Source organism: Lacibacter sp. (assembly GCF_035299325.1).
Taxonomy (GTDB): domain Bacteria; phylum Bacteroidota; class Bacteroidia; order Chitinophagales; family Chitinophagaceae; genus Lacibacter.
Window position 1 is genome coordinate 35,876 of sequence record NZ_DATGWT010000020.1, and the last position, 26,569, is coordinate 62,444.

At 40.8% G+C, this 26,569-nt stretch carries 25 protein-coding genes and 1 riboswitch; of the genes, 3 read left to right on the forward strand and 22 right to left on the reverse strand.

Annotated elements, in window-relative coordinates:
- Window positions 1–57: 57 nt before the first annotated feature.
- From VK159_RS11710 to VK159_RS11735, 6 genes are all read right to left on the reverse strand, one after another.
- The gene (locus VK159_RS11710; protein WP_324230321.1) at window positions 58–1,299 is read right to left on the reverse strand and encodes a sulfate adenylyltransferase subunit 1; all 1,242 of its coding nucleotides are present in this window, start codon (window positions 1,297–1,299) and stop codon (window positions 58–60) included.
- A gap of 91 nt (window positions 1,300–1,390) precedes the next feature.
- Window positions 1,391–2,299 carry a sulfate adenylyltransferase subunit CysD gene (cysD, locus tag VK159_RS11715; RefSeq protein ID WP_324230322.1) on the reverse strand — a complete coding sequence of 303 codons (909 nt, stop codon included), beginning with the start codon at window positions 2,297–2,299 and terminating at the stop codon, window positions 1,391–1,393.
- A gap of 99 nt (window positions 2,300–2,398) precedes the next feature.
- Window positions 2,399–3,133: a phosphoadenylyl-sulfate reductase gene (locus tag VK159_RS11720; RefSeq protein ID WP_324230323.1), complete on the reverse strand. Its 735-nt coding sequence runs from the start codon at window positions 3,131–3,133 to the stop codon at window positions 2,399–2,401.
- Between the two features lie 2 nt (window positions 3,134–3,135).
- Window positions 3,136–4,398: a homoserine dehydrogenase gene (locus tag VK159_RS11725; RefSeq protein ID WP_324230324.1), complete on the reverse strand. Its 1,263-nt coding sequence runs from the start codon at window positions 4,396–4,398 to the stop codon at window positions 3,136–3,138.
- A 1-nt stretch (window position 4,399) separates the two neighbouring features.
- Window positions 4,400–5,452 (reverse strand): homoserine O-acetyltransferase family protein, encoded by a 1,053-nt coding sequence (locus VK159_RS11730; protein ID WP_324230325.1) that lies wholly within the window; start codon window positions 5,450–5,452, stop codon window positions 4,400–4,402.
- 151 nt (window positions 5,453–5,603) lie between these two features.
- Window positions 5,604–6,929, reverse strand: coding sequence for an O-acetylhomoserine aminocarboxypropyltransferase/cysteine synthase (locus tag VK159_RS11735; protein WP_324230326.1), 1,326 nt, complete (start codon window positions 6,927–6,929; stop codon window positions 5,604–5,606).
- A 121-nt stretch (window positions 6,930–7,050) separates the two neighbouring features.
- Between VK159_RS11735 and VK159_RS11740 the strand changes: the two genes are divergently transcribed.
- Entirely contained in the window at window positions 7,051–7,332 is a 282-nt protein-coding gene (locus VK159_RS11740; protein ID WP_324230327.1) for a hypothetical protein, read from the forward strand.
- Between the two features lie 21 nt (window positions 7,333–7,353).
- A riboswitch (SAM riboswitch) is annotated at window positions 7,354–7,467 on the reverse strand.
- 88 nt (window positions 7,468–7,555) lie between these two features.
- On the opposite strand, the gene VK159_RS11745 is transcribed toward VK159_RS11740, so the two are convergent.
- The gene (locus VK159_RS11745) at window positions 7,556–8,014 is read right to left on the reverse strand and encodes a hypothetical protein (RefSeq protein WP_324230328.1); all 459 of its coding nucleotides are present in this window, start codon (window positions 8,012–8,014) and stop codon (window positions 7,556–7,558) included.
- Between the two features lie 285 nt (window positions 8,015–8,299).
- Between VK159_RS11745 and uvrA the strand changes: the two genes are divergently transcribed.
- Entirely contained in the window at window positions 8,300–11,134 is a 2,835-nt protein-coding gene (gene uvrA / locus VK159_RS11750; RefSeq protein WP_324230329.1) for an excinuclease ABC subunit UvrA, read from the forward strand.
- Window positions 11,135–11,788: 654 nt separating this feature from the next.
- Here the strand turns inward: uvrA and VK159_RS11755 are convergent.
- The 12 genes from VK159_RS11755 to VK159_RS11810 all read right to left on the reverse strand — a co-directional run bounded on the left by VK159_RS11755 (window position 11,789) and on the right by VK159_RS11810 (window position 23,033).
- Complete coding sequence (locus tag VK159_RS11755; protein ID WP_324230330.1) at window positions 11,789–12,784, reverse strand: hypothetical protein; 996 nt, start codon at window positions 12,782–12,784, stop codon at window positions 11,789–11,791.
- A 156-nt stretch (window positions 12,785–12,940) separates the two neighbouring features.
- On the reverse strand, window positions 12,941–13,405 hold the full coding sequence (locus VK159_RS11760) for a GNAT family N-acetyltransferase (protein WP_324230331.1): 465 nt from the start codon (window positions 13,403–13,405) through the stop codon (window positions 12,941–12,943).
- Window positions 13,405–14,757, reverse strand: coding sequence for a M28 family metallopeptidase (locus VK159_RS11765; protein WP_324230332.1), 1,353 nt, complete (start codon window positions 14,755–14,757; stop codon window positions 13,405–13,407). Before VK159_RS11765 ends, VK159_RS11760 begins: the two co-directional genes overlap by 1 nt.
- A gap of 12 nt (window positions 14,758–14,769) precedes the next feature.
- The gene (locus VK159_RS11770; protein ID WP_324230333.1) at window positions 14,770–16,032 is read right to left on the reverse strand and encodes a replication-associated recombination protein A; all 1,263 of its coding nucleotides are present in this window, start codon (window positions 16,030–16,032) and stop codon (window positions 14,770–14,772) included.
- Between the two features lie 63 nt (window positions 16,033–16,095).
- Entirely contained in the window at window positions 16,096–16,941 is an 846-nt protein-coding gene (locus VK159_RS11775) for an alpha/beta hydrolase (RefSeq protein ID WP_324230334.1), read from the reverse strand.
- A 46-nt stretch (window positions 16,942–16,987) separates the two neighbouring features.
- Window positions 16,988–17,512, reverse strand: coding sequence for a hypothetical protein (locus VK159_RS11780; protein WP_324230335.1), 525 nt, complete (start codon window positions 17,510–17,512; stop codon window positions 16,988–16,990).
- A gap of 1 nt (window position 17,513) precedes the next feature.
- The gene (locus tag VK159_RS11785) at window positions 17,514–18,038 is read right to left on the reverse strand and encodes a hypothetical protein (protein ID WP_324230336.1); all 525 of its coding nucleotides are present in this window, start codon (window positions 18,036–18,038) and stop codon (window positions 17,514–17,516) included.
- Window positions 18,039–19,883: an aspartate--tRNA ligase gene (gene aspS / locus VK159_RS11790; RefSeq protein WP_324230337.1), complete on the reverse strand. Its 1,845-nt coding sequence runs from the start codon at window positions 19,881–19,883 to the stop codon at window positions 18,039–18,041.
- A gap of 121 nt (window positions 19,884–20,004) precedes the next feature.
- Window positions 20,005–20,451, reverse strand: coding sequence for a hypothetical protein (locus VK159_RS11795; RefSeq protein ID WP_324230338.1), 447 nt, complete (start codon window positions 20,449–20,451; stop codon window positions 20,005–20,007).
- A gap of 220 nt (window positions 20,452–20,671) precedes the next feature.
- Window positions 20,672–21,844, reverse strand: a complete 1,173-nt coding sequence (gene dnaJ, locus VK159_RS11800) for a molecular chaperone DnaJ (protein WP_324230339.1) — start codon at window positions 21,842–21,844, stop codon at window positions 20,672–20,674.
- A gap of 78 nt (window positions 21,845–21,922) precedes the next feature.
- Window positions 21,923–22,492: a nucleotide exchange factor GrpE gene (locus tag VK159_RS11805; RefSeq protein WP_324230340.1), complete on the reverse strand. Its 570-nt coding sequence runs from the start codon at window positions 22,490–22,492 to the stop codon at window positions 21,923–21,925.
- 151 nt (window positions 22,493–22,643) lie between these two features.
- Complete coding sequence (locus VK159_RS11810; RefSeq protein ID WP_324230341.1) at window positions 22,644–23,033, reverse strand: hypothetical protein; 390 nt, start codon at window positions 23,031–23,033, stop codon at window positions 22,644–22,646.
- Between the two features lie 52 nt (window positions 23,034–23,085).
- Between VK159_RS11810 and VK159_RS11815 the strand changes: the two genes are divergently transcribed.
- Window positions 23,086–24,258: a class I SAM-dependent rRNA methyltransferase gene (locus VK159_RS11815; RefSeq protein ID WP_324230342.1), complete on the forward strand. Its 1,173-nt coding sequence runs from the start codon at window positions 23,086–23,088 to the stop codon at window positions 24,256–24,258.
- 159 nt (window positions 24,259–24,417) lie between these two features.
- Here VK159_RS11815 and VK159_RS11820 read toward each other — a convergent pair whose 3' ends face one another.
- From VK159_RS11820 to leuB, 3 genes are all read right to left on the reverse strand, one after another.
- Window positions 24,418–24,669: a T9SS type A sorting domain-containing protein gene (locus VK159_RS11820; protein WP_324230343.1), complete on the reverse strand. Its 252-nt coding sequence runs from the start codon at window positions 24,667–24,669 to the stop codon at window positions 24,418–24,420.
- Between the two features lie 204 nt (window positions 24,670–24,873).
- Window positions 24,874–25,344 (reverse strand): redoxin domain-containing protein, encoded by a 471-nt coding sequence (locus VK159_RS11825; RefSeq protein ID WP_324230344.1) that lies wholly within the window; start codon window positions 25,342–25,344, stop codon window positions 24,874–24,876.
- A 106-nt stretch (window positions 25,345–25,450) separates the two neighbouring features.
- Window positions 25,451–26,524 (reverse strand): 3-isopropylmalate dehydrogenase, encoded by a 1,074-nt coding sequence (gene leuB / locus VK159_RS11830; protein ID WP_324230345.1) that lies wholly within the window; start codon window positions 26,522–26,524, stop codon window positions 25,451–25,453.
- Window positions 26,525–26,569 lie beyond the last annotated feature (45 nt).

Below are 26,569 nucleotides of genomic sequence, written 5' to 3' on the forward strand. Positions count from 1 at the left end.
TTTACTATTCTACTCTGTGAGTAGGGTTATTGATCATAAAAAAACCTTTCGGTTTTTTTATTTTATTAAAACAGCAGCTACTGTGCTGTTACTTGTTTCATCAATCAATACGGCACTGCCGTTTTCGCTTAAACGATCGTATGAATCAAACACCAATGGTGAAGCAGTTTTGATTACAGCTTTCACTACCTCATTCAATTTCACATTACCTTCAACGGGTTGTTGCTGTAAACTGTTTACATCCAATTTATATTCCACTTGCTTAACAACAGAGCGCACCAAACGACTGCCATGTTGCAGGTAATATTTGTTACCGGGGATCAATGGCTTATCATCCATCCAGCAAAGGATCACATCAAGCTCATTGCTTACTTGCGGAAGATTATCTGATTTTACAATTGAATCGCCACGACTGATATCAATATCATCTGCCAATTGAATGGTTACACTTTGCGGAGCAAATACTTCATCAACCGATTTGCCACCAACTTCCAATGTGCTGATAGTTGTTTCGATACCTGCAGGCAATACGGTTACTTTATCACCTACTTTATAAATACCACTTGTTACCTGGCCTGCATAGCCACGGTAATCGTGCAGATCTTCTGTTTGCGGACGGATCACCAACTGTACCTGGAAACGAGGATCAGTTAAATTAATGTCGTTATCAATTTCTACAGCTTCAAGGAACTCAAGCAATGGTTTGCCATCATACCAGGTAATTGTTTCAGATTTATCAACGATGTTATCGCCATTCAAAGCACTGATCGGAATATAAGTAACATCTTTTAAGCCTAATTGATTTGCTACATCAGCATAATCAATTACGATATTGTTGTATACATCTTGAGAATATTCAACCAAATCCATTTTATTGATGGCAACTACAACATGCTTGATCTTCAGCAATGAAGCAATGATGGAATGACGACGTGTTTGTTCAACCACACCTTGTCTTGCATCAACCAGAATAATGATGAGGTTGGCATTGCTTGCTCCGGTGATCATGTTTCTTGTGTACTGCACATGACCGGGAGCATCAGCAATAATAAACTTACGCTTTGGTGTGGTGAAATAACGATACGCCACATCAATGGTAATCCCTTGTTCTCTTTCTGCACGTAAGCCATCAGTTAACAACGCCAAATCAACTGACCCATCTGTGCGGTTCTTGGTTGATTTCTCCAACGCTTCCAATTGATCGATGAGGATGTTTTTGCTATCGTACAGCAAACGACCGATCAATGTGCTTTTACCATCATCTACGCTACCTGCGGTTATAAAACGTAATAAGTCCATGTTATCTTAAAAAGTTTAAATCAAAAATTTATGAATGGTCAATGGTGAATTGTGAATAGATACTTGCCACTTACTACTCTCCACTCGCCTTTTAGAAATATCCATTCTTCTTCCTGTCTTCCATTGCAGCTTCTGTTACTTTATCATCAATACGTGTTTCACCACGTTCGCTGATGCGTGTTGCAATGATTTCTTCAATTACTTCATCTAAGTTTGAAGCATTTGATTCAACAGCTGCAGTACAGGTCATATCACCAACAGTACGGTAACGTACACGTTTGGTGATGATCTTATCTTCAGCAGTTGTTTGCACATGCTCACTCATTGCTACCAACTGGCCTTCATGTTCAATCACTTCACGATCATGAGCGAAATAAATAGAAGGCAGATCAATTTTTTCACTGCGGATATAATTCCAGATATCTAGTTCTGTCCAGTTACTGATCGGGAACACACGAACGTTTTCACCTTTATGAATACGGCCGTTGTAAATGTTCCATAATTCAGGACGTTGCAGTTTGGGGTTCCATTGCCCAAATTCATCACGCACAGAAAAGATGCGCTCTTTTGCACGGGCCTTTTCTTCATCTCTGCGTGCACCACCAATACATGCATCAAATGCAAATTCTTCAATAGTATCGAGCAACGTATAAGTTTGTAACCAGTTACGGCTTGGGAACTTTCCTTTTGGCTCGGTTAGGCTGCGTTGCTTGATGGTATCTTCTACCCTACGTACAACCAGCGTAGCACCCACTTGATTTGCTAACCAATCACGGAATTCCAATGCTTCAGGGAAATTGTGTCCTGTATCAACATGTACTAACGGAAAAGGGATTTTGCCGGGGGCAAAAGCCTTCTTTGCCAAATGAACCATCACGATAGAATCCTTTCCACCACTGAATAAAAGGGCCGGTTTTTCAAACTGCGCCGCCACCTCACGGAAGATCTGAATACTCTCCGCTTCTAACTGCTCCAAATAATTTAAATGATACTGACTCATGATTTATTTATTATCCTACTTATCAGGTAGGGTTTGTATGCAAATATAAGGTCAAAAGTGCCTAACAGTTGTTTTTAAATACGCAAACGTTTGCCGTGATCAGGAATTATTTTCCACACCGGGTTCGGCGTGTACATGCAACCCACATTCTTTGTTGCTTTTGTCCTCCCACCACCAGCGGCCGGCACGGAAATCTTCGCCCGGGCGGATGGCTCTTGTACAGGGAGCGCAACCAATACTTACAAAGCCTTTATCGTGTAAGGAATTGTATGGAACATGATTTTCACGAATGAAATTATTCAGTTCGTCCCAAGTCCAGTGCAGGATGGGGTGAAACTTGATGATCTGGTTGCCTTCATCCCACTCCAGTTGAGAAGTAGACTGACGATCAGGGCTTTGTTCAGCCCGTAAACCTGTGATCCAAACCTGCTTGCCTTTTAATGCACGTTTCAATGGCTCAACCTTACGGATACCGCAACATTCTTTCCGGTTATCAGGTGATTCGTAAAAGGAATTCGGACCTTTCTCTGTTACAAAAAACTGCAGCTTTTCGGCATTGGGATAATAGGCGTGAATGGGTTGATTGTATGTTTCCAGTGTTGAACGCCAGGTGCTATATGTTTCGGTGAACATACGACCTGTGTCGAGGGTAAACACATCAATCGGCAATTTTTCAGAAAAGATCAAATGGCTGATGGCCTGATCTTCCAAACCAAAGCTGGTTGAAAAAACGATGTTGCCTTTAAACCGTTCGCTTAACAACTGAAGAGCCGCTGCAGGGCTTTTGCCTTGCAGCTGACTTTCCAGCTCAGTTATTTGTTGTTGTAAACTCATGATCAGTTAAAGTTTAAACCTGCTAATTCAAGACTCTTTTTTTTCAATTTGCGAACCTCCACATCTTCAATGATGGGTTCGGGAGAAAGAATAAGTGAAGTTCCGTTTTCTCTCCACCAGTTATTTTCTTTTAACTCAGTTGCGTGTAGCACACCCACTAAATACTTACGATCACTTTCTGCATGCCACTCTTCGATCCACTCAAACTTATCTTTTGGAATATAATTCCAATCGTCAAAGCTCAAATACACTTTCAGGTAATAATCATTGGTGAGTTCATTTGGTTGATGATAATACAATTTCTTGTACTCGTATTTGTAATCGTAACGCAAAGCAGAGATATCACTCAACACAGCTGATGCTGTCGGGAATGAGCCTGCACCTTTGCCATAGAAGAATTGTTTATCAGAAAAAGAACTTTCTACAACAGCTCCGTTGTATTCGTTTTTTACAAAGCTTAAATGATCATCATGCTTTACAAACTGTGGCAACACAAACGCTGCTACTTTTCCGTTCTGCAATTTCTTAGCCTGGCCTACCAAACGAATCTCTAAGTTTTTCTCACGACCTACTGAAGCATCTGAACCCTGGATATTCTGAATACCGGTGAACAATATGTCATTGGGATGCGATACAATACCGTATGCATGTAATAACAGGATAACCCATTTATTTACTGCATCCCACCCATCCACATCTAATGTGGGATCAGCTTCTGCAAAACCTAATTGTTGTGCCTGCAACAATGCCTGTTTGAAATCGAGTTTCTCCTCAAACATTTTTGTGAGAATATAGTTAGTACTACCATTTACAATACCACGTATGCCGTGTAGCAAATCATTATCGTAATACTCTTCCAGGTTACGGATCACAGGAATAGAAGCGCAAGATGATGCTTCATAAAGGAATGAAATACCTGTTTCAGTTTGCAAACGCAACAGTTCAGGCAAATGCTCAGCGATCATTTTCTTGCTGGCACTCACAACTTCTTTCCCGCTCTTTAATGCTGTTGATACGATATAAAAAGCCGGTTCGCTTTCGTTGATCACTTCCACGATCACATTTATTTCAGGATCGTTCAACAACACATCTCTGTCTGTTGTAAATAACTCGTCGGGGGCATTGCGCTTTTTATTCGCATTTTTGATACACACTTTTTTAATGCGTGCATTCAATGATGGTGTTTGCTGCAATACTTTGTACAAACCTTCTCCTACTACTCCAAATCCAAACAGTCCTATGACCAATTGTTTATCTGATGACATATTAACTTGTTAATTGTTTTTTTAAATCTATTTTCTGTGTTTGCTGTAAAAAATGATTGATGGCTTTGCTGATCTGATCATACTCTAACAAGAATCCATCATGACCATAAAACGATTCAATACTTTTAAAGCTTGCTCCGCTGATGATATTTGCCAGAAATTGCTGCTCACTAACAGGGAACAACACATCATTGCTGATACCGATCACCAATGTTTTGGCGGTAATTTCTTTTAACGCTCCTTCAATAGAAACCCGGCTACGGCCCACATTGTGTGAGTCCATTCCTTTGCTGAGGAAATAATAACTGAACGCATTGTAGCGCTTTACCAATTTATCGCCCTGGTAACGTTGGTACGATTCACTTTTGAATGATTCCAGCACATCATTACTTTCTTCGATCTGGCTGATGCCATACGCATCATAGTGACGGTAGGAAAGCAAGGCAATGCTTCTTGCAGCTTTCAACCCTTCAGTTCCTGCATCCTCTGTTTTGTTTTTCCATGTTGAATCGGCTTCAATTGCCAAACGTTGTGATGCATTGAATGCAATGCCCCAAGCTGAGTGATACGCATTGGTTGCAATAGGAATAATATGTTCGAACAACTGCGGCTCTTCAATTGCCCACTCCAATAATTGTTGACCACCCATGCTGCCACCAATACCAATATATATTTTTTCAATGCCCAGCTCTTTACGTAATGGATCGTATGCACGGATCATATCCCTTGTGGTAAACCACGGAAAATCGTGGTAGTATGGTTCATCGGTTAACGGATTAATATCCAGCGGACCAATGCTGCCATATGCACTGCCGGGCATGTTCACACATACAATAAAATGTTTTGCAGGATCGAATAACTTTCCTTCGCCAACCAAACCACTCCACCATTCTGATGGATCGCTGTTGGCCGTTAATGCATGAAAAATCCAAACGGCATTGTCTTTTGTTTCATTCAATTCACCCAGCGTTGTATATGCCAAATGATATTGATTGAGCAAAGCTCCCGACTCAAGTCTGAATGGTTTATTGTATGTAAAAATTTGTGTAGACATTTTTTGTTATCATCGTTTTGAATACTAGATCAGCTCTTGTTGTGTCACTCACTGCATCGTTCTGTATTTCATTCAGCAGAACAAAGAACAAAGCGTACAAGTGAGTGACACAACGCAGGCACATAGCAGTACCTGCGTTTGTCACAAAAAATTATCCTACCAATTCTTTTTCAAATACTTTTTGAAAAGCCTGTTCCAGGTCTGCTTTAATATCATCAATGTGTTCAATACCTACACTTAAACGAACAAGATTGGGTGCAACACCTGCAGCAATCTGTTCTGCTTCACCTAACTGTTCGTGTGTTGTACTTGCAGGATGAATCGCCAATGTTTTTGCATCTCCCACATTCGCCAAATGACTGATCAGTTTGAGTGAATTGATAAACTTCGCTGCATTTTCCTTTCCACCTTTAATTGCTACCTGCAATACACCACCGTATCCGTTAGTGAGATATTTTTTCGCCAGCTCATGGTATGGATTACTCTTCAAGCCGGGATATAATACATACTCAACAGAAGGATGTTGCTCCAACCACTCTGCTAATTTCTGTGCATTATCAACATGGCGTTGTACTCTAAGCGACAATGTTTCCAAACCCTGCAATAATAAAAATGAATTAAACGGACTTTGTGCAGAACCAAAATCACGCAAGCCTTCAACTCTTGCCCGAATGATAAATGCAATGTTTGGTAAACCAAGCGGATTGCCCTCGCCAAATACATCCCAGAATTTCAAACCATGATAACCTTCGCTCGGTTCAGTAAACTGAGGGAATTTTCCGTTGCCCCAATTGTAATTACCACCGTCAACAATTACACCGCCGATAGTAGTTCCATGTCCACCGATCCATTTTGTTGCACTTTCAACCACAATGTTTGCGCCGTGTTCAATTGGGCGGAACAGATAACCACCTGCACCAAATGTGTTATCTACGATCAATGGCAGATCATACTCTTTTGCTAAGTCAGCAAACTTTTTAAAATCAGGAATATTCAAACGAGGATTACCAATTGTTTCAAGGTAGATCGCCTTGGTATTTTTATCGATATGCTTTACGAAACTTTCTGCATCATCACCATCAGCAAAACGTGCTTCAATGCCTAAACGTTTGAACGCAACTTTAAACTGATTGTAGGTTCCACCATATAAAAAAGTAGTGGTTACAAAATTATCGCCCGCCTGTAAAATATTATTGAGTGCAAGAAACTGTGCAGCCTGCCCGCTACCTACTGCCAGTGCAGCTACACCGCCTTCAAGGGCTGCAATGCGTTGTTCAAACACATCGGTAGTTGGGTTCATAATTCGTGTGTAGATATTACCGAATGCTCTTAAGCCAAACAGATCAGCAGCGTGTTCACTGTTATCAAAACCATAAGAGGTTGTTTGGTAAATAGGCACTGCACGTGCTTTTGTTGTTGGATCAATTTGTTGACCGGCATGCAATTGCAATGTTTCGAAACGAAGAGTGTTGCTCATAATTAAGATTTAATGATTGAAGAATGAAGTAAAAAAGAAGAAGTGTGTGTTACCTCCCTGACAGGCAGGGTCGGAAAAGATATGTATGCCTTACGGCATACAACAAATACAACAACACTGCATGGCTGCAGTTAAAGAAATGTTTGTGTTGTTGTTGCTGTTGTACATGAAGTATGTATACCCAACAAAAGTAGTTGGCTTTATTGATTTATACAAATTCTCATTTGCAAAAGTTTTGTCAATGCTTTTAATAACAATTGTTTGTTTCATCTGCTTTCTGTTTTTCGCTTTCTCTTTTGCCTATCTAAGAAACATTTTACCAGAGAGCATTTGTAAGAACAAACCTGTTCAAAACAAAAAAGCTCATCCGATAATATCAGATGAGCTTTTGCTATGTAGTTGAACATTGTTAAGCTTGAAATCTGACTTATCTACCCTTTTCAGGATGGAATTGGCACCTTCCTTTCAATTGCAAAACAATTGAGAGAGGTTGCCAAGGCTTCATTGGGCCATTACCCTCTGCCTTTCTTGATAAGCGGACCAGTATTTTATACCGGTGTTAAAAGAACTGCCGCAAAGTTAGCGGCAAAAACTGCAAACTGCAAAATTTCTTTGGCTAACAGTTGTTAAAGCGCAGGCTGCATTTCTCTTGTAAGGATCAATGCTGCAAGTACTGAAGGGATGAGTGCACGCAGGTGTGCTTTTTTCTCCGTTTCATTTTCGTAACGCAGCGGAATAGTTGCCGATACCTTTTTTAATGGTACTGCTTCATTTTCAAGCATTACTTCAATTCCATCCTGTTCATTGATTGTAAACCTGAACTGATCGTGCTGTTCTGTTATGGCTGATCCTTTTGTCATTTGATCATCGTCGTACTGAATGCGGCCCAACGTGTAACCATATTCATTCCTTACAAACTGGAACAAACGGTTGAACATGCGTTTACCAATGAAGATGCTGCGTTTGATCATTCCACTTTCAAGGCGGAAGCTCTCGGTGGCGGGGCTTAATTTTAAGGTGAAGCGATGTTCTCTCTGACCGTCGTGAAGTATCATTGGAACGGCGTTGTAAACGGCTATACCCATAGTGTAAGTTTTTTGCTTTTATGATTGGCAGGTCGTAATTGAGCTTTAAGTTAGTATGAAGCAGGCCAAATCAAAATATCAAAACGGCCTAGTTTTCCACATAACAATTAATTAATATTGGCTTAACCGCATTACGTTGAAGCATCTTACTTCAAGCCCCTGGCTTGTTTAAACATCTAATCTTCTGAAAACCATTGGAGGACAATTCTAAAACCTAATAACTTTAGTAAAGGATTTCACGGTAAATTCGCTGTCCGGTCGTAAACGACCGGCAGGAGAAAAATTATGAGCGACTCAACTAATGATCAGATCGAAGTATCGGGAGCACGGGTACATAACCTGAAGAATATTGATGTAAGCATTCCAAAAAATAAACTGGTAGTGATTACCGGAATCAGCGGAAGCGGGAAATCATCGCTGGCATTCGATACCATTTATGCTGAAGGCCAACGCCGCTACATGGAAACATTTGGTGCTTATGCCCGGCAGTTTGTGGGTGATATGGAGCGGCCCGATGTTGATAAGATCACCGGCCTCTCTCCTGTTATTTCCATTGAACAAAAAACAACGAATAAAAATCCACGCTCAACAGTAGGCACTATTACTGAAGTGTATGATTTCCTTCGCCTTCTTTATGCAAGAGCAAGTGAAGCTTACTCTTACAACACCGGTAAGAAAATGGTGAAATGGAGTGAAGAAGAAATTGTTGAAAATATCTTCAATCGTTTTGACGGACAAAAAGTTTCATTGCTTGCGCCATTAGTAAGAGGACGTAAAGGTCATTACCGTGAATTGTTTGAAGACATCCGTAAGAAAGGTTATGTAAAAGTGAGGGTTGATGGTGAGATACAGGATATTACTCCAAAGATGCAGGTCGATCGTTATAAGATCCATGATATTGAAGTAGTGGTTGATCGTTTGAAAGTGAGTGATGATTTTCGGGTGCGTATCAGCCAGAGTGTGCAACAAACATTGAAGATCGGGAAAGACCTTATGTTTATTGAAACAGAAAAGAGTGGCGTTGTTTCTTATTCAAAACAATTGATGTGTGAAGATACCGGGCTGAGTTATGAAGAACCATCGCCCAATGCATTCTCATTCAACTCTCCTTATGGCGCATGCCCTACCTGCAAAGGATTAGGCAATGTGTATACCATTGATATGGAGTTAGTACTTCCTGATCAAACACTAACTGTAAAAGAAGGTGGCATTGCTCCACTGGGTGAAGAAAGAGATGCCAGTGTGTTTCAACAAGTGATTGCTTTTGCAAAAAAGTATAAGATCAAATTAGATGTGCCAGTAAAGAATCTTCCAAAAGAACAACTGGACCTGTTATTATTCGGTGATAAAAATATCAGTGCAACATTGGAAGTTGATGCAAGTGATGAAACAGTTCCGCATGAATATACCGGCAGTTACGAAGGCATCATTCCAATGCTGAAGCGTTGGTTTGTTTCTGCACAAAGCACAGAAGGGTTGCGTGAATGGGTGACACAATTCATGACATTACAAACATGCGGCAGCTGCAATGGTGCCAGATTGAAAAAGGAAAGCTTATGGTTTAAAATTGAAGACCGAAATATTTCTGAATTAAGTGAATTGAATCTTGATAATCTTGCTGCCTGGTTTGACGGACTGGAATTACGCATCAGCAATAAACAGGCAGCCATCGCCAAAGATGTGTTGAAAGAGATCAGGGAACGATTACAGTTTTTATTGAATGTTGGTTTAACTTATCTCACACTCAACCGTTCAAGCAGAACATTAAGTGGAGGTGAAAGTCAGCGTATACGTTTGGCTACTCAAATCGGCTCTCAACTGCAAGGCATCACGTATATTTTAGATGAACCAAGTATTGGTTTGCATCAACGTGATAACCATCGTTTGATCGAGGCATTAAAAAATCTTCGTGATGTTGGTAATAGTGTATTAGTGGTTGAACACGATAAAGACATTATGCTGGCAGCTGATCATTTAATTGATGTGGGGCCACAGGCAGGGAAACATGGCGGAACAATTGTATCTGCAGGTTCACCAAAAGATGTGCTTGAATCAACAAGTGATACTGCCAAATACCTGAATGGCGAAAAATCAATCCCTGTTCCGAAAGAGCGTAGAAAAGGAAATGGAAAATCCATTGAATTAAAAGGTGCAAGCGGTAACAATCTCAATAATGTGAATGCAAAATTTCCATTGGGCAAACTGATTGTTGTTACGGGTGTTAGTGGAAGTGGCAAGAGTACGCTCATCAACGAAACCCTCTATCCTATCCTCAGTAAATATTGCTACGATTCAAAAGCCAATCCAATGCCTTATAAAAGCATCAAAGGATTAGAGCACATTGATAAGGTGATAGAAATTGATCAGTCGCCTATTGGTCGTACACCACGAAGCAATCCCGCAACGTATTGTGGTTTCTTTACAGAGATCAGAACATTGTTTTCTGCAGTGCCTGAAGCGAAGATCAGAGGTTACAATGCTGGGCGATTTTCCTTCAATGTAAAGACAGGAAGATGCGATGTATGCGAAGGTGGCGGCATGCGTGTAATTGAAATGAATTTCTTACCAGATGTGTATGTGCATTGCGAAAAATGTAATGGTAAACGTTATAACCGGGAAACACTGGAAATTCGTTACAAAGGAAAATCAATTGCTGATGTGTTGGATATGACGGTTGAAGAAGCTGTTGAGTTTTTTCAACCTGTTCCTTATCTCTATCGCAAGATCAAAGTACTTGAAGATGTGGGGCTTGGATATATCACACTCGGACAAAGTGCTGTTACTTTAAGTGGTGGTGAAGCACAACGTGTAAAGCTATCAACCGAACTTGCAAAAAAAGATACCGGTAAAACATTTTATATTCTCGATGAACCCACTACAGGTTTACATTTCCAGGATATTCAGCACTTGCTTGATGTCTTGAATAAATTAACAGACAGGGGCAACACCGTATTAGTGATTGAACACAATATGGATGTGATTAAAGTTGCTGATCATATCATCGACCTTGGACCTGAAGGTGGCGATGGTGGCGGACAAATTTTATTTGAAGGAACACCGGAAGAACTACTTAGTTGTAAAGAAAGTCACACCGCAAAGTTTTTAAAGGTTGAACTGTAAAAAAAAAAGCCCCCCGAACCAATGGGGGGCAACAGGATAGAGTACGGACCAAGAGAAACAAAGCAAAGCATGGTGAAATAAATATCGGTCTCAGGTTCTCTCTTCAGATTTTCACAGGATTGGAAACTTTAGAAAGGTTACGGACTAACGTTTATTGCATACTTTGCCAAATCATTAGGATTGTCTTGGTTTACACTGGAAAAGAAAAAATGAACAAAGCATGGTGAAATAAATATCGATCTGGTTCTCTTTTTTTCATTTTCTCAAGATTAAAAAAAATTGAGAAAAGGGGTACGGATTAACGTTTATTGCATACTTTGTTCAAAGAGTTTACATATAGATAGATTATGTAATTAAAAGAATAAGCAAAGCATGGTGAAATAAATATCGGTCGCTGGTTCTCACTGGATTTTCACAGGATTGGAACATTATGAGAAGGGTACGGACAAACGTTTATTACATACTTTGCTTAAGAAGTTATAGATAGAGTTTTTTCTTAAAAATGTAAAGCACAACATAGAGTGTAACTAATCCTACACGAAGCAACCAAATAGTTAGCTCGGGATTGTTAGACAGTGCTCTTGCTTTTGTTTTGGGGATTTCAGTTTTCATTTTTTCAGGGATTTGGGTATGGGTATGGATAAAAATTATTCGCTAAAAGTATTGCGGGCATTTCATCGAGTTCTTATTTCGGAACCAGTCGGCATAAACATCGCCTATCTTCCACGTTAATCTGAATGTACTGGAGAAATAAGAATCGTTTTTTAATGGATTACCTCTTTTCTTACCTGCACGATAAGGAGTATAAGCCGGATTAGAATTTGGATAAAATGAACTTGGATTCGCCAGGTATTTAGCATACGTTGCCTGGGTTGGTGTTAAGTATTGATCGAACAAAGCCGGATCAATAAATTTATTACTTACATCATCAATATAATCACTTCCTGTTTTGCGATGGATGAGTTCAACTGCAAATGTTACTCGTTCAGTGATATCATATTTAATACCTACGCCCATGGGGATAGCATAATTAACCAAGCTGTATTCCGGAATTCCTGTTTCAACCATTCCTTGTCCTTCCAGGCGAAGTGGTTTGAGATCGATCCATGATTCATTACCAGCGGGATCTTTGTATAAACCCTGTGGTTTAAATTTAAACACACCGAAACCTACAATACCATAGGGACGGAAACGTGGTAATCCTGATCCGTTCTTTAAACCAATGAATGCTGTTGGATATATTTCAATTGCGGCGTAAGCTTCGTATAAAGGCGAACGGAATGTAAGGTTCCGGTATTTTCTTGAACCTTCCCATGTATCAGCAGGTTGCTTTTGCTTCACCAGTCTATCATCGCCTTCCATTTTACCATAGTTGCCTGACAAACGGAACCCGATCCACTCTGCAGGATAATAAGAAGCAGAAATACCAATGATCGCATTTGTTACCGGCAGGTTATTGTCTTTAGGACCATAGCCTCCTCGTCCACGGTTACCACCAAGGTCACCAAGGAAACTCATCGGGCCAAAATCTAAACCAATTTCAAAACGGGAATTTGCTGTAGATAATCCAACCTGTGCATTCAGATCCTGAATGCTACATAAAATGAACAGTATTGCGTACAGGGGGATGTACATTGTACGTAATTTCATAGAATCGGATGTTTGGTTTTTCTTGTATTGGATACGACAGGACAATATTAGAGAACAAATTCTGAAGTTCAAAATTTTTTCTTTCGCATTATCGGTGGAAACCCTTACTGGCATAGGTTTTTAGGGAGTTTTACTTGTGGTGTTTGGTAAAATTACTTATTCATTTTTAAAAAAACGAATCATTTCAATATGTTCTATTCCATCTTCCAGATAAATGTCACTTGTTTGCTCAAAACCGAGTGATGAATAAAACTTATACAAGTAATACTGTGCTCCGATTTTGATATCTGTCTTTCCAAATAACTCTTCGCATTGTTGAATAGCGATCTGCATTAACTCTCTCCCAACTCCGGTTCCTCTTGCAGCAGGATTTGTAACTACTCTTCCAATGGAAGGCTCGTTTTCATACGAAACACCTACCGGCAATAATCGAACATACGCCATCAGCTTGCCTTCTTCATCAACGCCCATCAAATGCCAACCTTTTTGATCTTTATAATCAGCATCCTGGTACACACAGTTTTGCTCCACAACAAATACTTCATTACGCAACCACATGATATTGTATAACTCGTATGGCGTTAATGCTTCAAATTTTTTTACGATCCAATTCAGTTTCATTATCGTCCGGGTGTTGGTACTACAGGCAAACTTTCATTACCATTTTCGTTAACGGATTGCACTGCGAAAAAATAATTGTCTTTCGAGTAAGGTAGTTTCACATTAGTTTCAGTAGTGAAGATTTTCTTTTGCCAAACAGCACTTGTTGTTTCACGCAGCAACACATAATAACCTTTTACTTTTCCAACGGCAGGTTGCTTCCAGTTGATGAGCGAATAGTTTGTAAGGCTTCTTGTTTCAATCTTTACTTCCAGTGGCATTGATGGTGCCTTTACAAGATTTGCTAAGGAGGCAAGATTGATCCCTGTGTTCTTTGCCAAATACACGAAGTCCATAAACTCAGGTAAATCGCCGTACTGTATTCCTTTGTCTGTTCGCAGATCCTGGTGTTGATGATGAAAGTTTTCATTCATCTCTGTAATACGTACAGCTGCAAAACCTTTTTGAATGAACGATGTATGATCTCCTCCACGTAAAAAACGATCGTTGCGATACACCATCACCACTTCCAGATTATCAACATAACGCTCGCCGATTTCTTTTACATAACGTGCCAACTGTCTTGACTTGCCATCATTCTCCAAACCAAGATTGCGGATGTTTGCTGCAGCTTTATCTAATTCATACGCAGGCAATCCTTCGCTGAACACACGCACTTTTGTATTATTGATGATGTTTGTTTCACTGCTGTTATTCGAACCCATGATATCGTTGTTCAACACAGCTTCAATGATCCAGTTTTGATCTTTTGCTTTTCCAGCCATAAAATTGGCACCTAACAATCCCTGCTCTTCACCACTCACCGCAACAAAAATGATGGTTGCAGAAAATTCATACTTACTCATTATGCGTGCACACTCAAGGACCGCAGCCACACCACTTGCATCATCATTTGCACCGGGTGCTTCACTTGTTGCATTCATCACATCAGTAACACGGCTATCTAAATGGCCGCTGATCACAAAGATACGTTGATCAGCAGGGTTGGTTCCTTTCAGGATAGCCATGGCATTACCCAGATTCACCGATTTGCTGATACGTCTTCCATCGGGATGCAATGTTGTTGTATCAACAAAGGCCGTCATTCTTCCGTTTGATTGTTTGGCGAACTCTTTAAACTTTGTCACTACCCATTCACGTGCTGCACCGATGCCTTGTTTAGGATCAGTAACCGTACTCATGGTATGGCGTGTGCCGAAACTCACCATTTTCAAAATGTACGCTTTGAGTGAATCAGGAGAAATTGCTGTGACCATTTTTTCAATTTCAGGGTCACGCTGAATAGTGGTTTGGGCATTGATTCCTTTTAACAAGAACAGGCAAACAAAAACGAATAAAGAAACTTGCTTCATAAAGTTGATCGATTAATAATTATATTTTTCTTTCCAGAGTTGCTTCAGGAATCTTCTTAACTCCTCTTCTCTTATATTTTTACCCGGATCATAAAATTTTGTTCCAACGATCTTCTCGGGCAGATACTCCTGTGAAGAGAAATTGTTTTCATAACTATGAGAATACTGATACCCTTTCCCGTAGTCCATATTCTTGATGAGCTTTGTTGGCGCATTACGAATATGCAGCGGAACAGATAAATCGCCAAATTGTTTAACGGCGGCCATTGCATTTCCAATAGCAACTGTTGCAGTATTACTTTTTGCACTGGAGGCGAGATAGATGACACATTGTGATAAAATAAGCTGCGACTCAGGATAACCGATCTTATTCACAGCTTCGAACGTTGCGTTGGCGAGTAACAATGCATTGGGATTTGCATTGCCGATGTCTTCACTGGCAAGGATCAATAAACGACGTGCAATGAATTTTACGTCTTCACCACCTTCGATCATTCTTGCCAACCAATACACAGCGGCGTTGGGATCGCTGCCTCGAATGGATTTGATAAAAGCAGAAATGATATCGTAGTGTTGCTCACCGCTTTTATCATACAACGCCATTTTTTGCTGAACAGTTTGCAATACGGATTCATCAGTGATCACTAATGCATCAGACGAAGATGAAGCATCGGACACAATCTCCAATAAATTCAACAACTTCCTTGCATCGCCACCACTTAATCGAATGAGTGCTTCAGTTTCTTTTAACTCGATCTTCTTTTCTTTCAACACAACATCATCTGTAATTGCCTTTTGCAATAACTGAACAAGATCTTTTTCATCCAATGCCTTCAATACAAATACCTGGCAACGGCTGAGCAAGGCACTATTCACTTCAAATGAAGGATTTTCTGTGGTTGCACCAATAAGTGTGATGATTCCCTTTTCAACTGCACCCAGCAAAGCATCCTGTTGACCTTTATTGAAACGATGAATCTCATCAATAAATAAAATGGCTTTTGTTTCCTGCTTCGCCTGTTCAATTACTTCACGTACATCCTTCACACCACTGCTGATGGCACTTAACTGGTAATACGTAGCATTTACATTATGTGCAATAATATTGGCGATGGTTGTCTTCCCAACACCGGGAGGTCCCCACAAGATCATACTGGGAATGTTGCCGCTGGCAATTGCTTTTTGCAGAATGCCGCCCTGCCCCGTGAGGTGTTGCTGACCAACAAGGTCGTGCAATTGTTGTGGACGTAACCGTTCTGCTAATGGAGCCTGCATGCAGGCAAGTTATAGCAATTATGGAAATTTAAGAGTGCAGAAATGAGAAACGGTATGCCTCTTTTATGGGTGATAAAGTTTTAAAAAGGCATCAATTTTATTGAACGCATCATAGTAAACCGAAGGGCTCCAGTCGCCATGACCGCCACCGGGATATAACACATATTGATTAGGTACAGCAACTGCATTCAACTTGTCTTGCAAAATGGCCGATTGTGAAGATGACACAACGATATCGTTACTGCCATGCAGGAGTAATGTTGGCGCACTGCTGCTCACCACAAAATTAAATGGCGATGACTGCTGGTAAATAGTAAGATTAGTAGTTGGCGTTGCACCTGTAACCGAAGCAAGCAGCAACGGCACCAAGGGATTTGGTGGATTATTATACATCTGCACCAATTCTGAGGGACCAAAGAATGAAATAACGGCTTTTGCTTTTACAGGCGTTGTGTATTTATAAGCATGCAACAAAGCCAGGTGTGCGCCGGCACTTGCACCGATCAATCCAAAGCGATCAGATATCCTATACTCCTCCCGTTTGTTGTAAATAAATTCAATTGCTGCTTTTACATCCTGCTCTTGAGAGGGAAAAAGATTTTGTCCATTTGCTGCCAAACGATAACTGATGTTGAAGATGGCATACTGCGGAGTGCGACGTTTAAGTGTATCAACGTATGCATTGAGATCGGCACGGCTACCTTCTGTCCAGCCGCCACCATGAATTAAAATAAGTACCGGAGTTGCAGTTGTGCTTCTACCTGAAGGCAGGTAAATATCCATGGCTTGTTTTGCATCAGTTCCGTATTTCACATTAAGCAATGTTTGTGCAGCGTTCGCATCTTTATCTTTTTTCTTACAGGAAAAGAGGCTGATAGCTGCAACCAAACTAATGAGTAGAATACGCATAGACTTCGTTTGCATAAAGAAACGAAGAAGCTGGAAATGAATTGTGTTAAAAAGAACCGCCAACCGGAGTGTTGTTATTTTTTTCGCCAAACAGGTGAGCATATTGTTTCAGGTAGCGAAAGGTAAAACTGATATGAATGCCGAGTACAACGGCATAAAAAAGCAGAAACCAAACAACTGCCTTCATGACACGCAACATCAAATCAGATGATACCGGCGAGTTGGATTGCTGCATATCAGAGACCTGCTTAACAGCATCGGAAAGAATGGCAGGGTTTTGAAGCACAGCAATTGACTGAAAGATATTCATGATCACAAACACAAGAGCAACGTAAGCATTTACTTTTATCCAGTCACGCAGTTTGGGTTGAAGCTGACGTTTCCCATCAATACCATTTAACAGGAACAGGAAACTGGCAATACTATAGATCACGACTGCAATTATCACAAACACGCTAAGCAGCAACGCAGGATTAGATAATGCGATCAATAGTGCAAACAATGCGGCAATGCCTAAGATTGCGGCAATGATTAAAAGGAAATAAGAGAAGATACGATATAGGATATTCATATTACACAGCAGAATTGTTTTCGTTTATACCAATAGAATTTAAAACTGACTCCATTTTTTCTTTACTATTTCGATTTAACACATCTATTAATTGAAAATGCCAAATAAAAAGTAACGAATTAATGATTGCAAAAATGAAACTAAAAATCAATGTCAAAAGACTATAAACATCAATACTCCCACTTAGATTTGAGAACCCATCAAAAGAACTAATAAAAACCAGCGAAACAAAAAGAAGCGCCAATGTTCCAATAAAAACAAGCCCCGAAACATACAAAAACTTGGCAAACCCTTTTAATGTAATTGAAGGGAAGTATTGCTTTAAAACGTAGATGAAAAAAATATTAAAAAGTATCAAAGCTATTCCTCCGAGTGTAATTGTAACAACATTTGCTTTCACTTCGGACCAATCATGTTTCGATTGCCAAAGCACTAGTATATATATCAGAAGCATTATCGCCCATACCGCTGCACTCAAATAGTTCAACACCAAGAGTGCTTTCCATTTGCCTTTAAGTTTTGACATTTATTTCAAATCCAGCTTTATCTGCAATTCATCAAACTGTTTTGCAGCAATTTCGCTTGGTGCATCAAGCATCACATCTCTTCCTGAATTGTTTTTCGGGAAGGCAATGAAATCACGGATGCTTTCGCTGCCGCCAAGGATGGCACACAAACGATCGAAGCCAAAGGCAATACCACCATGCGGCGGTGCGCCATATTCAAATGCGCCTAATAAGAAACCAAACTTGTGTTGTTGTTCTTCTGCATCCATCCCCAATGCTGCAAACATTTTTTCCTGCAATTCACGTTGGTAGATACGGATTGAACCGCCACCAATTTCGTTTCCATTCAACACCATATCATATGCATTGGCTTTGATGCCTGCATACGGATGCTCCAGGTATTTATCAAGATCATCCACTTTCGGACTGTTATTGATCATTGTTTCAATATGCGACGGCTTTGGACTTGTAAAAGGATGATGCCTTGCCACCCAACGACCGGCACCGCCTCCATCCTGGTCTTCCAATGCAAATTCAAACAAAGGAAAGTCGAGCACCCACAACAATTTAAAATCATCCGCTTTACGTAAGCCTAACTTATCAGCCATGTACATACGCAGATCGCTGATGGCTTTTCGTGTGCGTTCTTCTGCTCCTGCCAGTATCAAAATCAAATCACCTGCTTTTGCATTGGTTGCTTCAGCTATTGCTTTTAATTTTTCTTCGCTATAGAATTTATCTACACTGCTTTTGTAAGTTCCGTCAGCATTGCATTTGATAAACACCAATCCTTTCATACCAATCTGCGGACGTTTCACCCACTCTGTCAACTCATCGGTTTGTTTGCGTGTATATTCACTGCAACCGGGAGATGCAATGGCAACAACTGTTTCTGCTTCATCAAACACTTTAAAATCTGCACCATCAATTAAAGCCGATTGACTTTGTTTTGTTGGAAATGTATGCGCAGGGAATTTGAGGTTGCAGATCTTCATTTCAAAACGAATATCCGGCTTGTCGTTTCCGTATTGCCACATGGCTTCTTCCCAAGTCATGCGTTCAACAGTTTCGGTGTAGTCGATGTTCTTTACATCTTTGAAGATCGACTTGATCATCCCTTCAAACATGTTGAGAATATCTTCCTGCTCAACAAATGCCATTTCACAATCGATCTGTGTAAACTCCGGTTGACGATCGGCACGCAGATCTTCATCACGAAAACATTTCACCACCTGGTAGTATCGATCATAACCACTCACCATCAACAACTGCTTGAATGTTTGCGGGCTCTGTGGTAATGCATAAAACTGTCCGGGGTTCATACGGCTCGGCACCACAAAATCTCTTGCGCCTTCGGGTGTAGATTTAATTAAGAACGGTGTTTCAATATCCATGAAGCCATTCCCATGCAAATAATTTCTTGCAGCTCGGTTTACTGCATAACGCAGTTCAATATTTCGTTTCACTGCATTGCGACGCAGATCGAGGAAACGGTATTTCATCCGCAGATCATCGCCACCATCCGTATCGTCCTGGATAGTAAAAGGAGGAACTGCCGATTTATTCAGCACCTTAAATTCAGTAATAAGAATTTCAATATCACCAGTAGCAATATTGGCGTTCTTGTTACTACGCTCACTAACGGTGCCGGTTGCCTGCAATACAAACTCACGACCAAGCGGATTTTCATCCAGCACTTTATTCAGTTCTTCACCAAACAACAACTGTGTAATACCATACCGGTCACGTAAATCAACAAACGTAATGCTGCCGAACTTACGAACGGTTTGCACCCAGCCAGCCAGGGTTACAGTGTTACCAACATGATTACTTCTTAATTCGCCACAGGTATGAGAACGATACATAGTAAAATTTAAAATTGAAAGTTGAAAATGAAAAGTCCGATCCGGGCTTTACAGTTTCAACATAAACGGTTTGCTAAGGTGCGCAAAGATAACTACTGAGCGGCAACCTTCCGAAGCAGTTTCAGGCTGTTTTTCGTTCTGTTTGATGGCTCAGCTCTTCTTTCAACGCCTCTTCAGTTTGAACAATCACTTTTTCCCTGAATTTTCGGTTCACGAAATACAACAAGTAATACACGAAAAGAATTAATAAGCCGATACTGAAAGGGATCAAAGACATGTTACGAAGCCCGAACCTACCCTCGTCCCAACCATAAAACTCACCGATCATCCAGGTACAGTTGGCTGTGATCCAGAAAACCACCGCCAGGTTATGCACCAGTTCAGAGAATATTTTTCTTGTTTGCCAGGTAATAATTAATGCCGCCAACATGGTTGGAACGATCATGATCAACGCCGGTATGTGAAGGTTCAACGCCCAACACGCATCCTTAATAAGCCAGAAAAGGATGTGCAGATTTTCAATACGTCGAAACCTTGCAGGGATGGAATAGATCAGGTTATTACTCATGTTTGCTAAGCATTTAAAAAGCCGTAAAAATAAGGAATCGAACGAAGCCCTGAGCGTTCTTTGGCTTCGCTCAGAATCGAGGGCGGGGTAGTCAATCGAGCGATAGTCGAGATTGACATGGGAAAACTCAACTTCCCCGTTGGACGAGGGCGTCTGACGAAGCATAAAAAGAGGCGAGCAGTTTTACCACTCGCCTCTTACTATTTTCTGCTTGCTGTTTTTAGCTAAACATTTCCCTCACCCGTTCAAAGAAACCCTTCTCACCTTTTTCCGGTTTGGGTTGAAAGTTTTGCCCTTGTTGTAATTTCTCCAACATTGCTTTTTCTTCTGAGGTCAGATGCTGCGGCGTCCACACATTTACATAAATAAGTTGATCGCCTTTTTCATAACTCTGCACAGCAGGGAAACCTTTACCTTTTAAACGAAACACTTTGCCACTTTGCGTACCCGGTGGTATTTTGATCTTTGCACGACCGTCGATTGTTGGCACTTCGGCTTGTATTCCAAACACAGCATCAGGAAATGAGATATGAAGGTCATAGGCCACATTCAAACCATCACGGTGCAACTGTGGATGTGCTTCTTCTTCTATCAATACGATCAGATCACCGGGAGCGCCACCACGCTCACCCATATTTCCTTTGCCACTAACATTCAACTGCATTCCTTCCTGTACACCTGCAGGTATATCGATCGTAATATTTTCTTCGCCATAAACACGGCCTTCCCCTTTACATGATGTACACTTGTGTGCGATGGTTGAACCTTCACCGTTACAGGTTGGACAGGTTGTAACCGTCTGCATTTGTCCGAGGAAAGTATTTTGTACACGTCTCACTTGTCCGCTACCACCACAGGTTCCGCAGGTTTGCATGCTGCTTTTATCTTTTGCACCGGTGCCGCCGCAGGTGTTACAGCTAACGTATTTTTTTACTTTGATTGTTTTGCTGGCGCCTTTTGCGATCTCTTCGTAATTCAATTTGATACGGACCCGAAGATTGCTTCCTCTTACGCCTCTGGCTCTTCCGCCACCACCGCCTCTGCGTTGACCGCCGCCACCAAAGAAACTACCAAATACATCGTCGCCGAAAATATCTCCAAACTGGCTGAAGATATCATCCATATTCATATTCTGACCTCCACCGAATCCACCACGGCCATTACCACTTACTCCGGCATGTCCATAACGATCGTACTGTGCTTTTTTATCAGCATCACTTAGTATCTCGTAAGCCTCCGCCGCTTCTTTAAATTTCTCTTCGGCTTCTTTGTTTCCGGGATTACGGTCGGGGTGGTATTGCATGGCAACTTTGCGGTACGCTTTTTTGATTTCGTCCGCAGAAGCAGATTTACCTACCCCCAATATTTCATAAAAATCTCTTTTTGTTGACATATGTAGCTACTAGCTTTTAGCTGCAAGCTTTTAGTAAAACGCAAACCAGCTTGCAGCTAGTGGCTTGCGGCTGGTAGACTATTTTCCTACCACCACTTTTGCAAAGCGGATGATCTTATCGTTCAGTAAATAGCCCTTTTCAATTTCATCGATCACTTTCCCTTTCATTCCTTCGGGAGCAGGAATTTCAGTAATGGCTTCGTGTTTATCGGCATCAAAGTCCTGTCCTTTTGTTTCCATCGCTTTCAGGCCACGGCTTTGTAAAGTGGAACGGAGTTTATGAAACACCAGTTTCACCCCTTCATCTACTCCACCATTTTTTGCCAGTTCAGCTTCTGCACGGTCGGTATCATCCAGCACTTCCAGCATTGAAACGATCACCTCTTTCCCTGCAGTTTGCATCTGCTCCACCCTTTCTTTTGCGGTGCGGCGGCGGAAATTGTCGAATTCAGCCATGAGGTAGAGATACTTTTTCTTCTCTTCTTCCACAGCTTCTTTCAACTTCTCCAGTTCAGTTTCTTCAGCAATTTGCTCATTGAGGTGGTTCACACCTGCAATGTTTTCATCCGTATTAATGTCGGCACTAAAGGCGGTGTTATTCACCTCTGTTGCATTTTGTTCTGTCATTTCGTTCGTCTTTTCTTCCATAAAACGTAAAATTGTCGGCAAAGGTAAGCTGGTCAAGAATATTGCCAATGGCTGAATTGGGACAAATTGTCCTGCTGCCTGAAAATCGATTTGACTGGAAACAAAAAAGCACCCGTTTCCGGATGCCTTAACCTAAACATAAAACAGAAAATTATTCAGCCACTATAATATTCCATTGCAGTGGTGGCGTTTCCATAAAGCCCATGCATACAGCACAATTCACTTCCTGGGCTTCCTGCACAATTACGGCAGTAAACCTGTCACCAACTTTCAATCCTGCTTTTGCAAAATCGCAATGGTTTTTTACAGTAAATACATTCTTGTATTGCTTCCCTGAAGGATCGGTCCAGTCCATACCCCGTCCTTTCCCATCAACATCTTCTATCTGTACAATGTGGAAGGCACAGAACGATGCCAGCAATTTTGCTTTAAAACTTCCCTCAGGTGGATACGGTTTGCTGCACGCAGATAATAAAAACAGAGTGACGAATATTAAAAGATGATAAGGTTTCATAAGTCCTTTTGCTTGGTTGACCTCCATGCAATTGATTTCGTTGCACGAAACTCATTTTTTAAAAATACCTTTGCCGGCTATGACAAAAGTGACGCTCAACAGAAAGATCTCTCAACGTGTAGCAAACGGGCATCCATGGGTTTTTGCAAATGAAGTGAACCGTGTGGATGGAAATGCAGAAGCAGGAGCTATTGTAGATGTGCATACGCATGACGATAAGTTTTTAGGCCGGGGTTATATCAATCCTAAATCACAGATACTTGTTCGCATACTTACAAGAAAAAAGAATGAAGAGATCAATGATGATTTCTTTTTACGCAAACTGAGCGAAGCGTGGAAGCAACGTCAGCAAATGGGATATATCGAGAACTGTCGTTTGATCTTTGGTGAAGCTGATGGCTTACCACAACTGATCATTGATAAATTCAATGATTATTTTGTTATCCAGACACTGGCACTGGGTATTGATATGTGGAAGGATGCTATTGTAAAAGCGATCAACCAGATATTTCAACCGAAAGGTATTTACGAACGTAATGATGTTCCTATCCGTGAACTGGAAGGTATGGAGCAGAAGAAGGGTTTCTTGAGTGAACCATTCGATACCAGTATCATCATCAATGAAAATGGATTTAAGTTTCATGTTGATATTGCCAATGGACAAAAGACAGGCTACTTCCTCGATCAACAGGATAACCGCAGGCACATTGAGCATATTGTAAAAGATGCGGAAGTGTTAGGTGCCTTTACCTACACCGGTACATTCGAAATTCATGCAGCAAAGTACGGTGCAAAGAGTGTGCATGGGCTTGATATATCTGAAAGTGCTATCGCCATGTGTAACAAAAATGCTGAGCTCAACGGCGTTGCTGACAAATGCAAATTTGAATGTGTGAATGCGTTTGACGTATTAAAAACATGGGTGAAGGAAGGAAAGCAATATGATGTGGTGATGCTTGATCCCCCATCATTCACAAAGTCGAGAGCAACAATTCAAAAAGCGATCACCGGTTATAAAGAGATCAATTTGCGTGGTATGAAACTCGTAAAGCCGGGAGGTTTTCTTGTTACATCTTCCTGTACCAACCTGGTTCAGCCTGATCTGTTTTTAGAGATCATACAAATGGCAGCGAAAGATGCACGCAGACAATTACGCCAGGTTACATTTCAAACACAAAGCTCCGACCACCCGATCATTTGGGGTTGGGAGAACACACATTATTTGAAGTTTTTGATTGTGCAAGTGCTTTGATGAAGTACGATGTACAAAGTTGGAACTACCAAACCGCCGTCACTTTATAAAAGTGACGGCGGTTTATTTTTGAAGGAAGTTATATGGCCTGTCAGAATGGTTTATAAATAAAAAAAGACTCATCTGAGCCTTCACAATTATTCAAAAAACAGATTGAAATTATTTCACTACCTGGAACTTACCGCTCTCTACCACTTTACCGCTGCGGTCGGTTAACTGGAAAATATAAACACCACGGAAATAGTCGTTGAGATTTACAACGGTACGTGGAGTAAGATTATTGATCTCTAAAACCTTCTTGCCTATAAAGTTGAATACCTTGAAAGAATAATCTGAAAGTCGTGTTTGTTTGAATTCAAAATTAATAAAGGAAGAAGCAGGATTGGGATAGAAACGGACAACCTTAACCACATTTTCAGCGTTTCCAGCGGGTGTTCTGTCCGTCTGGGCGGTTGCTGTGGTTATCAAAAGGATACAGGCGAATATGGTAAAAATCCGTTTCAACGAAACAAACTTAGTTTTATTATCTGCAATTTACAAGCTTTTTCTCACATTTCTTAAAAAAGAAAGGGCAAACCCTTAGTTGGTTTACCCTCTTATTCCGCAGACAATGAATCAGTTGAGTGATTCGAGTTTTTTGTTAATGGCTTCAAAATCAGGTACGCCATCTTTCGTTTCCACTAACTCAACATACTGAATGATGCCTTCTTTATCAACAATAAAAGCACTCCGCTTTGATACCCCTTTCATGTCGAAAATCCAGTTTTCGTACAACGAATCGTAAGCAGCAGACACTTCCTTATTGAAATCGCTCAACAACGGGAAGTTATAGCCTTGCTCATCCCTGTATCTTTTCAGCGTAAAAACCGAATCAACAGAAACACCCAATACCTGCGCATTGGCATTGCTGTAGCGGGCAATATCGTCCCGAACTGTACACAATTCTTCGGTACAAGTACTTGAGAATGCCTGTGGGTAGAAAAGGATCAATACATTCTTTCCTTTAAAGTCAGCAAGGCTTACTTTATTTCTTTCACTATCGAATAACGTGAAATCCGGGGCTTTTTGTCCAATTTTAATATTCATGCCTGTTAATTATTTTAATCTGTGTATAACAACAATTCGTGCAATTTGTTAAATGAAAAGGGAAGCATTTTAAAAAATGCTTCCCTTTTACCTGTTCAGTTTCCTTTTAAATATGGAGCAGAACCTGCTCTCCCATAGCGTCCGTTCCAAGAATTTTATCGGCCGGTGTGGTTGCATCGGCAATATCTCTTGACCGGTAACCATCTTTTAATACTTTATCAACCGCATTGATCACTGCTTCGGATTCCTCTTTCATGCCAAATGAAATATCTAATAACAATGCTGCGGATAAAACAGAAGCTAACGGATTAGCTACTCCTTTACCGGTAATATCATGTGCAGATCCGTGGATGGGTTCATATACACCTGTACCATCACCAATTGAAGCACTCGCCAACATACCCATTGAACCGGCAATCTGCGAAGCTTCATCTGTAAGGATATCACCAAATAAATTAGCTGTTACCACCACATCAAAACGGCGTGGGTCTTTGATCAGCAACATGGCAGTTGCATCAACAAACTGATGTTCCACTTCCACATCTGGATATTCCAATGCAACTTTCTGCACCACTTCTCTCCACAATCTTGATGTTTCAATAACATTCGCTTTATCAACAGAACATAGTTTCTTTTTACGTGTGCGTGCTGCTTCAAATGCTTTGCGTGCAATACGCTCTACTTCGTAACGACTGTACTCAGCAATATCGTAAGCTGTATCACCATTGTTTTTACGTCCTTTTTCGCCGAAGTAAATGTCACCTGTCAATTCACGGAAGAATAAAATATCAGCACCTTTTAAAATCTCAGGTTTGATGCTTGATGCACCTAACAACTCATCAAACAATTTAATAGGACGAAGATTGGCATACAATCCAAGTTCTTTGCGCATCTTCAGCAAACCTTGCTCCGGACGAACTTTTGCAGAAGGATCGTTATCGTATTTAGGATGACCAACGGCACCAAACAACACAGCATCTGAGTTGCGCATTTTCTCCAATGATTCATCAGGTAAAGGAACACCTGTTGCTTCAATGGCCACATGACCGATCAATGCTTCATCATAGGTAAATGTATGACCAAACTTTGCCGCTATTTTATCCAATACTTTTTTACCAACTGCTGTTACTTCCTGTCCGATACCATCGCCCGGAACAATTAAAATGTGTTTTGTTGCCATTGTTTGTTTTGTTTTTCGTGAGATGTGAGATTAATCCGCCTGACG

Bases quoted from the DNA above. Each gene is read 5' to 3' on its own strand.
- VK159_RS11710 (WP_324230321.1), bottom strand. From the start codon at position 1,299: ATGGACTTATTACGTTTTATAACCGCAGGTAGCGTAGATGATGGTAAA.
- cysD (WP_324230322.1), bottom strand. From the start codon at position 2,299: ATGAGTCAGTATCATTTAAATTATTTGGAGCAGTTAGAAGCGGAGAGT.
- VK159_RS11720 (WP_324230323.1), bottom strand. From the start codon at position 3,133: ATGAGTTTACAACAACAAATAACTGAGCTGGAAAGTCAGCTGCAAGGC.
- VK159_RS11725 (WP_324230324.1), bottom strand. From the start codon at position 4,398: ATGTCATCAGATAAACAATTGGTCATAGGACTGTTTGGATTTGGAGTA.
- VK159_RS11730 (WP_324230325.1), bottom strand. From the start codon at position 5,452: ATGTCTACACAAATTTTTACATACAATAAACCATTCAGACTTGAGTCG.
- VK159_RS11735 (WP_324230326.1), bottom strand. From the start codon at position 6,929: ATGAGCAACACTCTTCGTTTCGAAACATTGCAATTGCATGCCGGTCAA.
- VK159_RS11740 (WP_324230327.1), top strand. From the start codon at position 7,051: ATGGCTGCAGTTAAAGAAATGTTTGTGTTGTTGTTGCTGTTGTACATG.
- VK159_RS11745 (WP_324230328.1), bottom strand. From the start codon at position 8,014: ATGGGTATAGCCGTTTACAACGCCGTTCCAATGATACTTCACGACGGT.
- uvrA (WP_324230329.1), top strand. From the start codon at position 8,300: ATGAGCGACTCAACTAATGATCAGATCGAAGTATCGGGAGCACGGGTA.
- VK159_RS11755 (WP_324230330.1), bottom strand. From the start codon at position 12,784: ATGAAATTACGTACAATGTACATCCCCCTGTACGCAATACTGTTCATT.
- VK159_RS11760 (WP_324230331.1), bottom strand. From the start codon at position 13,405: ATGAAACTGAATTGGATCGTAAAAAAATTTGAAGCATTAACGCCATAC.
- VK159_RS11765 (WP_324230332.1), bottom strand. From the start codon at position 14,757: ATGAAGCAAGTTTCTTTATTCGTTTTTGTTTGCCTGTTCTTGTTAAAA.
- VK159_RS11770 (WP_324230333.1), bottom strand. From the start codon at position 16,032: ATGCAGGCTCCATTAGCAGAACGGTTACGTCCACAACAATTGCACGAC.
- VK159_RS11775 (WP_324230334.1), bottom strand. From the start codon at position 16,941: ATGCGTATTCTACTCATTAGTTTGGTTGCAGCTATCAGCCTCTTTTCC.
- VK159_RS11780 (WP_324230335.1), bottom strand. From the start codon at position 17,512: ATGAATATCCTATATCGTATCTTCTCTTATTTCCTTTTAATCATTGCC.
- VK159_RS11785 (WP_324230336.1), bottom strand. From the start codon at position 18,038: ATGTCAAAACTTAAAGGCAAATGGAAAGCACTCTTGGTGTTGAACTAT.
- aspS (WP_324230337.1), bottom strand. From the start codon at position 19,883: ATGTATCGTTCTCATACCTGTGGCGAATTAAGAAGTAATCATGTTGGT.
- VK159_RS11795 (WP_324230338.1), bottom strand. From the start codon at position 20,451: ATGAGTAATAACCTGATCTATTCCATCCCTGCAAGGTTTCGACGTATT.
- dnaJ (WP_324230339.1), bottom strand. From the start codon at position 21,844: ATGTCAACAAAAAGAGATTTTTATGAAATATTGGGGGTAGGTAAATCT.
- VK159_RS11805 (WP_324230340.1), bottom strand. From the start codon at position 22,492: ATGGAAGAAAAGACGAACGAAATGACAGAACAAAATGCAACAGAGGTG.
- VK159_RS11810 (WP_324230341.1), bottom strand. From the start codon at position 23,033: ATGGAGGTCAACCAAGCAAAAGGACTTATGAAACCTTATCATCTTTTA.
- VK159_RS11815 (WP_324230342.1), top strand. From the start codon at position 23,086: ATGACAAAAGTGACGCTCAACAGAAAGATCTCTCAACGTGTAGCAAAC.
- VK159_RS11825 (WP_324230344.1), bottom strand. From the start codon at position 25,344: ATGAATATTAAAATTGGACAAAAAGCCCCGGATTTCACGTTATTCGAT.
- leuB (WP_324230345.1), bottom strand. From the start codon at position 26,524: ATGGCAACAAAACACATTTTAATTGTTCCGGGCGATGGTATCGGACAG.